Source organism: Bifidobacterium miconis, from assembly GCF_019331735.1.
Taxonomy (GTDB): Bacteria; Actinomycetota; Actinomycetes; order Actinomycetales; family Bifidobacteriaceae; genus Bifidobacterium; species Bifidobacterium miconis.
In genome coordinates this window covers 57426-71849 of record NZ_JAHBBH010000001.1, presented here as the reverse complement: position 1 = coordinate 71849, position 14424 = coordinate 57426, and the positions used below count along the sequence as shown (strand labels likewise).

Here is a 14424-nt window from a genome sequence, read left to right as displayed (position 1 = left end):
CTCAATCCCAATCACTTGGCATCATACGATTGATGCCCGACTTTTGACCGATTTTTTGCGTGTGTGTTCGAAAATGTTAGGAAAATCTAATGTTTTGTTTGCTTTCGATGGGGATTTTGTGAATACGCAATTCACCGAAACGTTACCTGAAAACGGCCATTTTTCGCGCCGAATCAACGTTTTAAGCATATAGGCCACGTTCGTTTCCCGTCAAAGGAACGCGGCGTGTTGTTAAAACGAACGTAACGGAATGTTACTTTCTCCCCACCCGAGGCCCGGCACGTCAAAACGGCTCCAATGTCGCCTTGCGCCGCCACAATGGATCTGTTAATCGTCCGGAACACCCAATTGCATATAAGGGAGAATTCATGGCAACAGGTCCTGTCCTTGTCGTTGATTTCGGAGCCCAGTACGCCCAGCTCATCGCGCGCCGCGTGCGCGAGGCCGGCGTCTACTCCGAGCTCGTGCCCCACTCCATGCCGGCCGACGAGATCCTCGCCAAGGATCCCAAGGCCATCATCCTGTCCGGCGGCCCCGCCTCCGTCTTCGAGCCCGGCGCCCCGCGCGTCGACACGAAGCTGTTCGACGCCGGCGTCCCGGTGCTCGGCATCTGCTACGGCTTCCAGGCCATGGCCTACGCGCTCGGCGCGGACGTCGACAAGGCGGCGCTCGGCGAATACGGCAAGACCGAAACGACCATCGACCACGCGGACGGCATCCTCGCCGGCTCACCCGCCGAGCAGAACACGTGGATGAGCCACGGCGTCGCCGTCAAGACCGCGCCGGCCGGCTTCGAGGTCCTCGCCCACACCGAAGGCGCCCCCGTCGCCGCCATGCAGGACGAATCCCGCAAGCTCTACGGCGTGCAGTGGCACCCTGAAGTCAAGCACACCCCGATGGGCCAGCGGCTCATCGAAACCTTCCTGCACCAGTGCGCCGGCCTGCCCAACGACTGGGACGCCTCCGGCATCATCGAGGATCAGGTGAAGAAGATCCGCGAGCAGGTCGGCGACGCCGAAGTGATCTGCGGCCTGTCCGGCGGCGTCGACTCCGCCGTCGCCGCGGCCCTCGTGCACAAGGCCGTCGGCGACCAGCTCACCTGCGTGTTCGTCGACCACGGCCTGCTCAGGAAGGGCGAGGTCGAGCAGGTCAAGCACGACTTCGTCGCCGCCACCGGCATCCGCCTCATCACCGTCGACGCCGCCGACGACTTTCTCACTGCCTTGAAGGGCGTCTCCGAGCCGGAGAAGAAGCGCAAGATCATCGGCGAAAAGTTCATCCGCACCTTCGAAAAGGCCCAGCGCCAGGTCCTCGAAGAGGCAGGCGCGCGCGGCAAGGAAGTCAAGTTCCTCGTGCAGGGCACGCTGTACCCGGACGTCGTCGAGTCCGGCGGCGGCGACGGCGCGGCCAACATCAAGAGCCACCACAACGTCGGAGGCCTGCCCAAGGACCTCAAGTTCCAGCTCGTCGAACCGCTGCGCACCCTGTTCAAGGACGAGGTGCGCGCCATCGGCACCGAGCTCGGCCTGCCCGACGAGATCGTCTGGCGCCAGCCGTTCCCCGGCCCGGGCCTTGGCATCCGCATCATCGGCGAAATCACCAAGGAACGCCTCGACCTGCTGCGCGAAGCCGACGCCATCGCCCGCGAGGAACTCACCAAGGCCGGCCTCGACCGCGACATCTGGCAGTGCCCCGTCGTGCTCCTCGCCGACGTCCACTCCGTCGGCGTCCAGGGCGACGAGCGCACCTACGGCTCCCCCATCGTCCTGCGCCCCGTCTCCTCCGAGGACGCCATGACCGCCGACTGGTCGCGCCTGCCCTACGACGTCCTCGCCACGATCTCCACGCGCATCACCAACGAATGCCGCCAGATCAACCGCGTCGTGCTCGACTGCACTTCCAAGCCCCCGGCAACCATCGAATGGGAATAATTGCAGAATGGAGCGTTAGCTGCGTTGCTCCTCGGTCGACGTACTCAGTACGTCTTCCCTCGGTGCGCCTTGCTACCGCACGCATCCTGCAATTATTCCCTCTGGAATTCTTCGGAAGTTGATCATCGGATCAGCTGATGGAATATACAGCGGGTCGGAATCCTTTGGGTTCCGACCCGCTTTCGCATGTCGCGGCAAAACCGGTTTTCCGGTATAATCCTTGCGTTTACGACGACGTTCGAAAAGGATGGGCGCCCATGCGACAGGGATTCGACAACGACAAGTACAACGACAAGTACATCGCGCTGCAGGCCGACAACATCAAAAAGCGCATCGCGCAGTTCGGCGGCAAGCTGTATCTCGAATTCGGCGGCAAACTGTTCGACGACTACCATGCGTCGCGCGTGTTGCCCGGATTCCAGCCCGACACCAAGTTCCGCATGCTCGAAAGCATGAGGCAGGACGTGGAGATCGTCATCGCGATCAACGCCAACCACATCGAAAAGGCCAAGATGCGCGGCGACCTCGGCATCACCTACGACGAAGACGTGCTGCGTCTGATCGACATATTCCGTTCGCGCGACTTTCACGTCGGCTCCGTCGTGCTCACGCAGTACGCGGGCCAGCCGGCCGCCGACGTCTACCGGCGCCGGCTCGCACAGCTTGGCGTCACCTGTTATCTGCACTATCCGATCGCCGGCTATCCGCACGACATCGAGCGCATCGTCTCCGACGACGGATACGGCCGCAACGACTACGTCGAAACCAGCCGTCCGCTCGTCGTCGTCACCGCGCCCGGACCGGGCTCGGGCAAGCTCGCCACCTGCCTGTCGCAGCTCTATCATGAGCACCGGCGCGGGATCAAGGCCGGCTACGCGAAATACGAGACGTTCCCGATCTGGAACCTGCCGCTCAACCATCCGGTCAACATCGCGTACGAGGCGGCCACTGCCGACCTCGACGACGCGAATATCATCGACCCGTTCCATCTCGAGGCGCACGGCGAGACCACCGTCAACTACAACCGCGACGTCGAGGCGTTCCCCGTGCTCAAGGCCATGATGGAGCGCATCATGGGCGAAAGCCCCTACCAGAGCCCCACCGATATGGGCGTGAACATGGCCGGCTACGCGATCGACGACGACGAGGCGTGCCGCGAGGCCGCGAAGATGGAGATCGTGCGGCGCTACTTCACGGCCGCCGAACAGCTCAAACGCACCGGAACCGGCGAAGAGCAGGTCGAACGTCTCCGTTCGATCATGCAGCGCGCCGGCGTGGACGACAACCTCTCCCCCGCACGTGCAGCCGCGCTGCGCAAGGAGGAGCTCACCGGGGCGCCGGCCGGAGCGATGGTGCTGCCCGACGGGCGGGTGGTCACCGGCAAGACCGGCGTGCTCATGGGTGCGGCCAGCGCGCTGCTCATGAACGCGCTCAAGGCCGTGACCGGCGTGGACGCGGAGCTGCCGGTGATCGACGACGCGAACATCGAACCGATCTGCACGCTCAAAACCGAGCATCTGCACAGCACCAACCGCCGCCTGCACTCCGACGAGACGCTGATCGCGCTGTCGATCACCAGCGCGTCCGACCCGACCGCGGCGAAGGTCATCGCCGGACTCGAACGGCTGCGCGGCTGCGACGCGTTCTTCTCGGTCATCGTCTCCCCGACCGACGAGGCGACCTACCGCAAGCTCGGCATCAACGTGTGCTGCGAGCCGAAATACGAGCGAGTAAGTCTTTACCACAAGTAACCGATAAGAGTCCTCGCGCAAAACGCGCAAAGCCATAACGGGGCGTGCGGAATGAATCGAAATTCCTCACGCCCCTCCTCATCACGCCACTGTGATGCAAGTCACATCACCGGGCACCGGTGAGGGCGAATCCCCTCGCACTACAATGGGCGATGAGTGTGAACAAAGCGGTCACACGCGCAACCATCAACGAGGAGATAATCGTGACCATTACCAACGTCTACATCGCCAGCCCCGAGGGAGCCAACGGGCGCAACGTCGTCGCCTACGGCGTGCTCAAGGCCCTGACCACCAAGTACAAGACCGCCGTGTTCCGCCCCGCCGTCTCCAACCACGACCACTTCACGCCCGTCCTGCTCGCCGCCTCCAACGCCGGGCTCGGCGTGGCCCTGTCCACCGGCCTCGACATCCACCAGGTGCGCCGCGACAAGGAAGCCGCCCGCGGCGACATCGTGGCCGCGTTCAACGACGCGATGAACGTGTCCCGTGCCGACGCGGCCCTCATCGTCGGCACCGACAAGTCGCACGTCAACGACCCCACCACCTACGAGTTCAACGCGAACATCGCCGCCGACCTGCAGGCCGGCGTGTTCCTCGCCGTGTGCACCATCGACCGCTGGCCCGACGAGCTCAAGGAAACCGTGCAGCTGTCCATCGAAGGCATGGAGAAGGCCGGCAACAAGGTGCTCGGCATCTTCGTGACCGGCTGCGAGCCGCGCCACTCCGTCTCCGTCAAGAACACGCTCGCCGACTTCGGCCTGCCCGTGTGGACCATCCCGCAGACCCCGTTCGAGGACGCCGCCCAGGCCGACGCCGCGCTCGACGCGTTCCAGGCGAACGTGCCCACCGAGGAGGTGCTGCGCGCGCTCGACGCGGACGTCGAATTCCCCGTCACCTCGTACGCGTTCCAGTACAGCCTGCTCGGCCGCGCGAAGTCCAACAAGAAGACGATCGTGCTGCCCGAAGGCGAGGAGGACCGCATCATCAAGGCGGCCGACTACCTGCTCGAACGCGAGATCGTGAACCTCATCATCGTCGGCGACAAGGACGCCATCCTCGCCCGCGGCGCCGAACTCGGGCTCAAACATCTCGACAGGGCGCGCTTCCAGGCCAAGGACGACGAGAACGTGCTCAAGCCCATGGTCGCCAAGCTGTGCGAGCTGCGCGCCAAGAAGGGCATGACCGAAGAACAGGCCCGCAAGCAGCTGGCCGACGCCAGCTACTTCGGCACCATGCTCGTCGTGCTCGGCTACGCCGACGGCCTCGTCTCCGGTTCGATCAACTCCACCGCCAACACCGTGCGCCCTGCCCTGCAGGTCATCAAGACCAAGCCCGGCCAGAAGCTCGTCTCCGGCGCGTTCCTCATGTGTTTCAAGGACCATGTCGCCGTGTTCGCCGACTGCGCCATCAACCTCAACCCGGACGCCGAGCAGCTCGCCGAAATCGCGCTGCAGTCCGCCGAGACCGCGAAGGCGTTCGGCATCGAGCCGAAGGTCGGCATGCTCTCCTACTCCACGCTCGGCTCCGGCAAGGGCCCGGACGTGGACGTGGTCGAGGAGGCGACGCGCATCGTCAAGGAAAAGGCCCCCGACCTGCCGGTCGTCGGCTCCATCCAGTTCGACGCCGCGTGGTCGCCCAGCGTGGCCGCCACCAAGGCCAAGGGCAACGACGTGGCCGGCCACGTCAACGTGTTCGTGTTCCCCGACCTGTGCGCCGGCAACATCGCCTACAAGGCCGTGCAGCGCTCCTCCGGGGCACTGGCCATCGGCCCGGTGCTGCAGGGCCTGAACAAGCCGGTCAACGACCTGTCGCGCGGCGCGCTCGTGCAGGACATCATCAACACGATCGCCCTGACCGCCATCGAGGCGCAGTAGTCGCGCTGCCGCGTCGTTTGTAGCAAGCAGCGAGTAGTCTGAAGATTTGGAAAGCCGCGTTCTCGCGGCACGGCAAACAATATGGAGGATGCCCACAATGGCGAAAACCGTCCTTGTCATCAATTCCGGCTCCAGCTCGATCAAGTACCAGCTGGTGGACCTCGAATCCGGCGAAGGCCTCGCTTCCGGCCTGGTGGAGAAGATCGGCGAGCCGATCGACGGCCACTACAAGCACGAGTACAACGGCGAGAAGCATGAGCTCGAGGAGCCGATCCACGATCACGAGCAGGGTCTGAAGCGTGTGCTCGGCTTCTTCGAGGAGTATGGCCCGAAGCTCTCCGACGCGGGCATCGTGGCCGTCGGCCACCGCGTGGTGCAGGGCGGCTCCCTCTTCCCGAAGCCGGCCCTGGTCAACGACAAGACCATCAACGCCGTCAAGGATCTGGCCGTGCTCGCCCCGCTGCACAACGGCCCGGAGGCCAAGGGCGCCGAGGTCATGCGCGCCCTGCTGCCGGACGTGCCGCAGATCTTCGTCTTCGATTCCTCCTTCTTCTTCCAGCTGCCGAAGGCCGCCAGCACCTACGCGCTGAACAAGGAGATCGCCGACCAGTACCACATCCGCCGCTACGGCGCCCACGGCACCTCCCACGAGTTCATCTCCTCCGTGGTGCCGGAAGTCGTCGGCAAGCCGGCCGAGGGCCTCAAGCAGATCGTCCTGCACATCGGCAACGGCGCCTCCGCCTCCGCCGAGATCTCCGGCAAGCCGGTCGAGACCTCCATGGGCCTGACCCCGCTCGAGGGCCTCGTCATGGGCGGCCGCACCGGCGACATCGACCCGGCCGTCGTGTTCCACCTCATCCGCAACGCCCACATGAACGTGGACGAGCTGGACGCCCTGTTCAACAAGCGTTCCGGCATGATGGGCATGACCGGCTTCGGCGATCTGCGCGAGGTTCACCGTCTGGTGGCCGAGGGCAACGAGGACGCCAAGCTGGCGCTCGACGTGTACGTGCACCGCATCGTGAGCTACATCGGCAACTACACCTACCAGATGGGTGGCTGCGACGTGATCACCTTCACCGCCGGTGTGGGCGAGAACGACGACATCGTGCGCAAGATGGTGTGCGACAAGCTCGCCCCGTTCGGCGTCAAGCTCGACGAGGAGAAGAACGCGAAGCGCTCCAAGGAGCCGCGCATCATCTCCACCCCGGATTCGTCCGTGGTCATCGCCGTGATCCCGACCAACGAGGAGCTGGCCATCGCCCGCAAGTCCGCCGCCATCGCGGAAGCCGGCGAGGACACCTACGGCAACAAGTTCGCCAAGTGAATCGCTGATTCGCTGAACGGCTGAAAACGTCACGAGGGGTGCTGTCGATTCCTGACACGGGAATCGACAGCACCCCTCGTCGTATGTACCGACGTCCATTCCCCGCGACTGGCGGTTTTCGCTCGCTGAGCGCTGGCTCAGCGAGCGTTTTCCGCCACGCAATGAGGCCTTGCTACGCCAGCATGCCCGTCCACATGCCCACGAAGTCGGGCAGCGTCTTGCGCGTGGTCGCGACGTTGACGATCTCCACGCCCGGCACCGAGAGTCCGATCATCGCGGCGAACGTGGCCATGCGGTGATCGGCGTACGATTCCATCACCGCGCCGTGCAGGTCGGCTCGCGACACCGGCGTGATCTCGATGCCGTCCGGCAGTTCACGGGCCTCTCCCCCGACGCGTCGGATCTCACGCACCAACGCCTCGAGACGATTCGTCTCATGCCCGCGCAAATGCCCGATGCCGATCATGCGCGTCGGCGCGTCGGCGAACACGAGGATCGCCGCCAGCGACGGTGCGATCTCCCCCGCCGCGGTCAGATCAAAGTCGCCCAGACCTCGAATCGCACCGGCGGTCGCCGTCACCTCGCAATAGCGGATGCCGTCACGTTCCGGGAACGTGACCGTCGCGCCCATGCGCTCAAGATATCCCGGCAGCAGTCCGCCCGGCTGGGTCGTCTCGACCGGCCAATGCGGCACGCGCACCGTACCGCCGGCGATCAGCGCGGCGCCGAGGAACGGCGCGGCGTTCGACAGATCCGGTTCGACGACCACGCGTTCGGGCAGCTGCAGCGCGCCCGGTTTGACCGTCCACACGCGCGCGTCCTCGTCGGCGAGCGCGTGTCCGCCGGCCCCGTTCACGTCGGCGACGGTCATGCGGATATGCGGCAGGCTTGGCGTCTTCTCGCCGGTATGCGTCAGTGACAGTCCTCCCGGCAGTCGCGAGCCGATGAGCAGCAGTCCGGAGATGAACTGCGACGAGCCAGACGAGTCGATCGCAACGTGCGAGGCAGCATCATCGGCGCCGTTGCCGACGCCACCCGGCAGTGCGGCGGGCGGCGTGATCGTGAACGGCAGGTAGCCGGTTTCGCCGTGATAGTCGACGGTCGCGCCAAGCTGTTCGAGTCCGTCGAGCACGGGTTTCATCGGACGCGCGTATGCCTGTTCGTCGCCGTCGAACCGCACCGGACCGTCGGCGAACAGCGCGAGTCCGGGCACGAATCGCATGACCGTGCCGGCGAGGCCGCAGTATACGTCGACGTTGCCGTGGAATCGGCCGGAGGCCGGTGGCGTGACAGTGACGGTGGTGTCGACGTCCGGGTCGATGTCGCAGCGCACGCCGAGCGTTTCCAGTGCGCCCATCATGAGTTCGGTGTCGCGCGAGCGCAGCAGGCCGACCAGCGTGACCGGCTTGGAACCGAGTGCGGCGAGGACCAGATACCGGTTGGACAGCGATTTGCTGCCGGGGATGGTGACGGTGGCGTTCAGCGGCCCGCTCGCCGTCGGCGCGGGCCAGGGATCGAGATATGTCGTTGCAGTCATAGGGATTATCGTATCGGTTCGGGAGAAAGTCGGCGACCGTACGTCCGCTTTCGCGCGCTATGGTGGAGGCATGCGTGTGATCGAACGGTGCTGCCGGGGCAAGAAGGCCGACCAGTCGTTGAATGAGGACGGTCTGATCGTGACGAGCAGTTTTGCTGCCGTGGTGGACGGCGTGACGAGCAAGAGCGTGCGGCGACTGTGGCGGCCGAGCGGCGGGGTCGTCGCGAAGAATCTGCTGTCGAACGCGATTGCCGCATTGCCTGCGAATACGACGATGCGGCAGGCGCAGACGATACTGGATGGACGCTTGCGAGCGCAGTATGACATCGCTGCCGATGATGCCGCGCTGTTTGAACGCGAGCCGTGGGAACGATTGCAGGCGAACGCGGTGATCTACAGTGCGCGCCGGCATGAGGCGTGGCTGTTCGGCGACTGTCAGATCATGGTGAACGGCGTGCAGACGCCGACGGTGAAGCGCGTGGACGAGCTGTTGGGCGAACTGCGATCGTTCGCCGCGCAGGCGTTGGCGTTGGGCGACGGGTCAAGCCGCGCACAGGATGATGATATGGCATCGGTCTCGGCATCCGCCGCCACAGGCCGGGCAGAAACACAGGGAACGGACGATCCGGCTCGTGACATGATCCTGCCGTTCCTACGATTGCAGTCGCGGTTCGCGAACCGGCGCGGCGAATACGGATACTTCGTGTTCGACGGGTTCGCCGATCCGACGTATCCGATCCGTACGGTCCCCATCAATCCGGGCGACGAGGTGGTGCTCGCCTCGGACGGCTATCCCCTGCTGCGTCCGACGCTTGCCGAATCGGAGCGAGAACTGGATCGTCTGCGTCGTGACGATCCGCAGCTCATCCACGACTACCGCACCACCAAAGGCTTCGCCCCTGGTCGGGAATCCTTCGACGATCGCACCTACCTGCGCTTTGTCGCGTGACATCGTACCGGATGTTGCGGCATGCTCTACAATGAATAGAGATGGCCGTTGGATGGCCAGCGAAAAAGGGAGTTCATCATGACAGACGTCATGTCCATCATCATCTTGTTGCTGCTCGCGGCTGTACTGGCCGCCGTCACGCTATACGTGTTCTATCTGGTGATCAAAGCGGCGATACGGGATGGCATCAACGAAAGCCGTCTTGCCGTCATCGAGACCACCGATCGAAACCATGTATAGTTGATCGGGCAGGACGGCATCGTCATACTGTGTGATGTCGAAGAAGCATGCGACTCAGGCGAGCGTGTCCTTGATCGCGCCGACGAAATAGTCGAGGTCGGCTGGCGTGCGCGAGGTGATGAGCTTCCAGCCGTTCGCGTCATCGATGGTCAACGGCTTGTCAATGTAACGGCCGCCAGCGTTTTCGATGTCGGCCGCGATGTAGCGGCACGGCGACGCGGTCTTGCCCTCCATCAGACCGGCGTTGACGAGCAGCCATGCGCCGTGGCAGATCGCGGCGATCGGCTTGCCTTCGTGCGCGAACTCCTGCGCGAGCGTGATCGCGTCCTCGTTTACGCGCAGACGGTCGACGTTGCACGTGCCGCCCGGCACGACGAGCAGGTCGTAGCCGGCGGCCTGTACGTCGGACAGCTTCACGTCCGGCGTGAGCGTCTCGCCTTCGTAGCGGTCGTGCTGCACGGTTTCGCACGGTTCGAGTTCGGTCGCGGCGAGCGTGACCGCAGCGCCCGCGGCCTTGAGGTCACGCAGCGGACGGGTCAGTTCCGTCTCCTCGATACCCCAGTTGTTCACGATGATCAGCGCCTTGGCGTTCTCGATGGCCATAGTTCCTCCTTGACGACGTGAATGATTTCTCACCCATTATGCCGCGTCTTCGACCAATCGTCAGCCGTTGCCGTGATCGATTTCGGTCCAGGTTCTGCCGTCGTCGTTGAGATACAGGTAATCAGTCATCGACTGTTCGCCGGAGCTGAGCGTCGCGTCGCTGCCGTCGCAGGTGAGGTCGACGGTGGCGATGAAGATGCGGCTGCGTCCGTACCGGTGATAGGCATCATAGATCGCCGACCAGTAGGACGGCGACTCGGCCTTGGATTCGTCCTCGAGGTTAAGCAGCCTGTCGGCCCGTGTCTCGTCGTAGGAGATGCGTTCGATCGTACAGCCGGAAAAGACGGAGAATACTTCGGCGGTTTTGTGCCCGGCTGCGTCGAGCTGCACCTTGGTGAATTTCGCGGACCGCGAATATTCATAGATGATGTGTGACGTGTCGGCCGTGCGGTGCGTGTACCAGTAGCTCAATCCCAGTCCGCCGACGATGACCAGTATCGGCACCGCAACGGCGAGTATCGTCACGATCATCGGCGACAGCCGGCCGCGGCCGCCATGTCGACGTCGTTCATGATCATCAGCCTTCCACCCCATGATATGGTTCGTTCCTTTCCCACATCGGATGCAATACCTCGATTGTTTGCCGCATGCCGCGTCATGGCAATCTGCAATACAGGATTTCTGTATGGGCCCGGTTCCCGGGATTGGGCCGCTTCATCCAGGGAACCGGCAAACCACACAACAGCGAACATTACGACGACGGGTCAGCCGCGGTATGGCGCGCATATGCATGTTCATATGAACATGGTCTGGTTCCCGGGATTTTCCGAGCGCAATCCCGGGAACCGGACATCCTTCGCCATGAGGTAGTTGACGAATGAAACGTCGCCGATATGCGGATGCCGGACGGCGATCTCGTCAAAACCGTGACGCAGGAAGAACGGCCGTGCGGTGATACTGGCGTGGACGGAGAGTTCCGCGATATCGTTGGCCGCCGCGTACCGTTCCACCTGCTCGAGCAGCCGCGAGGCGACGCCGTGACGCGCGGCCGTCGGATCGACGAACAGCATGTCGATGTATCCGATGTCGTCGACGTCGATGAAGCCGACGACCGGCAGACCGTCATTCGCCGTCTCCGCGACCCATGTATGCACGGCCGACCGTCGTGCATCCCACTGTGCCGGCGTGCCGGTATGGCCGGCCCACGCACGTATCTGTTCGTCGTCGTAATCACGCGATGCGGTACCGGTGACGGCGCGACGGAATACATCCATCGTCGCGGCGGCGTCCTCCGATCGGTATGCGCGGATGCGCACAGGCATCATCCCAGCCAAGCGGCCTCCTACAGACGGTCGGCGATCATCGCGCAATGCTCCCGCACGATGCGCGCGGACCGATGGAACTTGGCCAGCTCGCTCTCGTCAAGATGCAGGTCGACGAAATCGCCCACGCCGTCGGCGTTCAACGCGACCGGCAGACTCAGGAACACGTCGTGCTCGTCGTATTCGTATTCGCCGTCGATCAGCGTGGAAACGGGAACGACGCGCCGCTCGTCCCACAGGATCGTGCGCGCCAGTCCGGCCACGGTGGCTGCGATGCCCTGGCTGGTGCCTCCGCGCAGCGACTTGATGAGCAGACCGCGCCGGCGCGTCCGCTCCTCGATGCCGTCCAATGTGATGTCCGCATAGCGGGAACGGTTGTCCTGCAGATATTGGGTGAAGCTTTTGCCGACGAACGACACCGTGGACCACGGCACGAACTGGGAATCGCCGTGCTCGCCGATCACATAGCCGGACACCATGCGCGGGTCGAGTCTGGTGATGTCGCCGATGATCGCCTTCATGCGGGATGTGTCGAGCGCCGTGCCGGAGCCGATGACCTGCGCGCGCGGCAGCCCGGTGCGCTTCCATGCGAACCAGCTGAGCACGTCGACCGGATTGGAGACCATGATGAGGATGCCGTCGAATCCGGAGTCGCGGATGGCGCACAGAATCGGATCGACGATGTCGATGGCCGCGCCGAGCTCCTGGAAGCGCGTCTCGCCGGGTTTCGGCTTCGGCCCAGCCGTGACGATCACGATGTCGGCGTCGCGGCAGTCGGCCCAGTCGCCGCGGCGGATGGAGACGAACCGGCCCGTGTAGTCGGAACCGTCCATGAGGTCCATGGCCAGTCCGGACGCCTTGTCGGGATTGTGGTTGATGAGCACCAATTCGTCGCACAATCCCTGCAGGACGATGGCGCCGGCCGTCGCCGCGCCGACGCTGCCCGTGCCGACGATCACCACCCGACTGCGATGCGACGTGACCATATGCCGATCCTTCCTTTCTTCCTCCCGCACCAAACCCTGCATCCGGTACTGGTCCAGGCACGGGTCCAACGGTCATGACGATACCCCCACCGCAACCCGGAACCATGGATATTGCGCATACGACGACCATTGAACAGGGCAACGGGCCGGCAATCCACCCGATACGTCCCCGATAACAGCGAAGGCGGAATCCCATGGTCTCAAAACCATTGGAATTCCGCCGTTTCTGTCGGGCTGACAGGATTTGAACCTGCGACATTCTGCTCCCAAAGCAGACGCGCTACCAAGCTGCGCTACAGCCCGTTGACGTTTGCGTGGCACAAGGCCGGCCGCAAAACAACAATCGTTTACTATACCAGACCATCGGACGAAAACGCGCAAAACATGCACGGATGCTCCATATCCTCGCGGCGCAGCCCACCCCATGACGCTATTACAATGAACATGCAGCGTGTGCGCATGGAGGGAGGATCACCGATGGGACGTCATCAGCGGGCGGAGACGTTGGGATTGGTGTCGTTCCTGATCTGCGCGATCGTCGCGTTCTTCGGCATGAAGCTCTATCTTGATCTTGCATCGGCGATCTGGCAGGTCACGCAGCGTCGGTTCACGGCCGCGGCGGCCATCATCGCGGCGTGCGGCGTGATTTCGTTCGCGGTCGGCTACGCGAGCAACTCGCGTTCGTTCACGCTCAAGAACGGCTGGTGGGTGCCGATCCGCCGCGTGTTCGAAATCCTCGCATTGTCGGTCGTCTACGCGTCGACGGTGTTCCTGTCGTCGTTCGCCCTGTTCAGCGTGGTGAACACGGTGATGGGCATGCACCTGCTCGCCGGCTACATGCCGGCCGCCTGCGCCGGGTTCGCGGGCGTGACCGGATACATGACGTTCGTGCAGGCGGAGCTCATGAACGCGAAGACGCTCGCCTCGCTGCTGCCGTTCTTCGTGATCTCCGGCGTGAGCACCGCGGGCCTCACCACCGACGACCCGTACTGGTACCACAACAACTTCTCGCAGCTCGGCGATCGCACCACGTTCGCGGCGACCATGTTCAACGCGACGCTCATCCTCGCCGGCACGTGCATCATCATCGTCAGCTACTTCGCCGTGTCCGAACTGATCACCACGCAGCGGCTCGAACGGCTGTGGCACGAGCGCTACGGCGACGAGGTCGAGCCGGAGGTCCGCCACTTCAAGGTGCGCACGGCGATCCTGTCGCTGCTGCTGACCGTTTCCGGCCTCGCGTTCATCGGCATCGGCGTGTTCCGCTACACGCCGCACTACATCATGCACAACGTGTGCGCGAAGGGACTGCCGCTGGTTATGGGCGTGCTGCTGCTCGCCCTGCCGTGGCTGGCGCCGCGCATGCCGAAGGCGATGTACGCGATCTCCGACCTCGCGATCGCGGTGTGCGCCGGATTCGGCATCTACATGCTGCGCGGCTACGACACGCTCACCAATCTCGAGGCGCTGGCGTGCGCGTTCTTCCTCGGCTGGTTCATCGTGTTTTCGCGTCAGATCGCGGCGATCGAGGCGGATCGCGTGCAGATGCAGCTGGTCCGGTTCCAGACGAACCGCATCGACGAGGCGAACGCGGCCGCGGCCAACGCGACGGCGGGTGCCGTCGTGCCTACCGCCGCGGCCGGCGCGAACGTCGCCGCGGCAGACACGCTCGCCGACGGCAGGTCAGAACAGCCTGCCGACATGATCGAATCACGCCTCGCGTCCGACCGCTGACGTCGGCGGATCGGCCGACGGCTTGCCGGATCATGAGACGTCGGCGAACCGATCATTCGGGCAGCGGGCGAACGGATTACTTGGCCCAGCGCACAACGCAGCCATATGAATCGAATACGAATCAAACACGAATCGGCCCGGCGTCCGTCAATGAGACGAAACGCCGGGCC

12 protein-coding genes and 1 tRNA gene are annotated in these 14424 nt (G+C 64.0%); 7 read left to right on the top strand and 6 right to left on the bottom strand.

The genetic code is table 11. The features are described 5' to 3' along the window. Window positions 1–368 precede the first annotated feature (368 nt). The 4 genes from guaA to KIH79_RS00290 all read left to right on the top strand — a co-directional run bounded on the left by guaA (window position 369) and on the right by KIH79_RS00290 (window position 6883). Window positions 369–1931, top strand: coding sequence for a glutamine-hydrolyzing GMP synthase (gene guaA, locus KIH79_RS00305; RefSeq protein ID WP_219057548.1), 1563 nt, complete (start codon window positions 369–371; stop codon window positions 1929–1931). A 257-nt stretch (window positions 1932–2188) separates the two neighbouring features. After that, the gene (locus KIH79_RS00300) at window positions 2189–3682 is read left to right on the top strand and encodes a DUF1846 domain-containing protein (protein ID WP_219057547.1); all 1494 of its coding nucleotides are present in this window, start codon (window positions 2189–2191) and stop codon (window positions 3680–3682) included. 203 nt (window positions 3683–3885) lie between these two features. Next, window positions 3886–5556 (top strand): phosphate acetyltransferase, encoded by a 1671-nt coding sequence (gene pta / locus KIH79_RS00295; protein WP_219057546.1) that lies wholly within the window; start codon window positions 3886–3888, stop codon window positions 5554–5556. A 97-nt stretch (window positions 5557–5653) separates the two neighbouring features. Then, window positions 5654–6883: an acetate/propionate family kinase gene (locus tag KIH79_RS00290; protein WP_219057545.1), complete on the top strand. Its 1230-nt coding sequence runs from the start codon at window positions 5654–5656 to the stop codon at window positions 6881–6883. Window positions 6884–7055: 172 nt separating this feature from the next. Here KIH79_RS00290 and aroA read toward each other — a convergent pair whose 3' ends face one another. Beyond that, window positions 7056–8420: a 3-phosphoshikimate 1-carboxyvinyltransferase gene (gene aroA, locus KIH79_RS00285; protein WP_219057544.1), complete on the bottom strand. Its 1365-nt coding sequence runs from the start codon at window positions 8418–8420 to the stop codon at window positions 7056–7058. Between aroA and KIH79_RS00280 the strand changes: the two genes are divergently transcribed. Further along, window positions 8356–9369, top strand: coding sequence for a hypothetical protein (locus KIH79_RS00280; RefSeq protein ID WP_338023090.1), 1014 nt, complete (start codon window positions 8356–8358; stop codon window positions 9367–9369). The two genes, aroA and KIH79_RS00280, sit on opposite strands and share 65 nt — an antisense overlap. Window positions 9370–9447: 78 nt before the next feature. Then, window positions 9448–9609 carry a hypothetical protein gene (locus tag KIH79_RS00275; protein WP_219057543.1) on the top strand — a complete coding sequence of 54 codons (162 nt, stop codon included), beginning with the start codon at window positions 9448–9450 and terminating at the stop codon, window positions 9607–9609. A gap of 54 nt (window positions 9610–9663) precedes the next feature. Here KIH79_RS00275 and KIH79_RS00270 read toward each other — a convergent pair whose 3' ends face one another. The 5 genes from KIH79_RS00270 to KIH79_RS00250 form a co-directional block, all read right to left on the bottom strand. Further along, complete coding sequence (locus KIH79_RS00270; protein WP_219057542.1) at window positions 9664–10212, bottom strand: DJ-1/PfpI/YhbO family deglycase/protease; 549 nt, start codon at window positions 10210–10212, stop codon at window positions 9664–9666. A gap of 60 nt (window positions 10213–10272) precedes the next feature. Continuing rightward, window positions 10273–10806, bottom strand: coding sequence for a hypothetical protein (locus KIH79_RS00265; RefSeq protein WP_219057541.1), 534 nt, complete (start codon window positions 10804–10806; stop codon window positions 10273–10275). 200 nt (window positions 10807–11006) lie between these two features. After that, a complete protein-coding gene (locus KIH79_RS00260; RefSeq protein ID WP_236023493.1) occupies window positions 11007–11537 on the bottom strand; it encodes a GNAT family N-acetyltransferase in 531 nt (176 codons plus the stop codon). A 17-nt stretch (window positions 11538–11554) separates the two neighbouring features. After that, entirely contained in the window at window positions 11555–12520 is a 966-nt protein-coding gene (locus KIH79_RS00255) for an L-lactate dehydrogenase (protein ID WP_219057540.1), read from the bottom strand. 229 nt (window positions 12521–12749) lie between these two features. After that, window positions 12750–12823: transfer RNA gene (locus KIH79_RS00250), tRNA-Pro, on the bottom strand. A 174-nt stretch (window positions 12824–12997) separates the two neighbouring features. Between KIH79_RS00250 and KIH79_RS00245 the strand changes: the two genes are divergently transcribed. Next, a complete protein-coding gene (locus KIH79_RS00245) occupies window positions 12998–14254 on the top strand; it encodes an ABC transporter permease (RefSeq protein ID WP_219057539.1) in 1257 nt (418 codons plus the stop codon). The last annotated feature ends 170 nt before the right edge of the window (window positions 14255–14424 follow it).

Excerpts from the sequence above, each read along its gene's own strand:
- guaA (WP_219057548.1), top strand. The coding sequence starts at position 369 with ATGGCAACAGGTCCTGTCCTTGTCGTTGATTTCGGAGCCCAGTACGCC.
- KIH79_RS00245 (WP_219057539.1), top strand. The coding sequence starts at position 12,998 with ATGGGACGTCATCAGCGGGCGGAGACGTTGGGATTGGTGTCGTTCCTG.
- KIH79_RS00300 (WP_219057547.1), top strand. The coding sequence starts at position 2,189 with ATGCGACAGGGATTCGACAACGACAAGTACAACGACAAGTACATCGCG.
- aroA (WP_219057544.1), bottom strand. The coding sequence starts at position 8,420 with ATGACTGCAACGACATATCTCGATCCCTGGCCCGCGCCGACGGCGAGC.
- KIH79_RS00275 (WP_219057543.1), top strand. The coding sequence starts at position 9,448 with ATGACAGACGTCATGTCCATCATCATCTTGTTGCTGCTCGCGGCTGTA.
- KIH79_RS00255 (WP_219057540.1), bottom strand. The coding sequence starts at position 12,520 with ATGGTCACGTCGCATCGCAGTCGGGTGGTGATCGTCGGCACGGGCAGC.
- KIH79_RS00270 (WP_219057542.1), bottom strand. The coding sequence starts at position 10,212 with ATGGCCATCGAGAACGCCAAGGCGCTGATCATCGTGAACAACTGGGGT.
- KIH79_RS00260 (WP_236023493.1), bottom strand. The coding sequence starts at position 11,537 with ATGATGCCTGTGCGCATCCGCGCATACCGATCGGAGGACGCCGCCGCG.
- KIH79_RS00290 (WP_219057545.1), top strand. The coding sequence starts at position 5,654 with ATGGCGAAAACCGTCCTTGTCATCAATTCCGGCTCCAGCTCGATCAAG.
- KIH79_RS00265 (WP_219057541.1), bottom strand. The coding sequence starts at position 10,806 with ATGGGGTGGAAGGCTGATGATCATGAACGACGTCGACATGGCGGCCGC.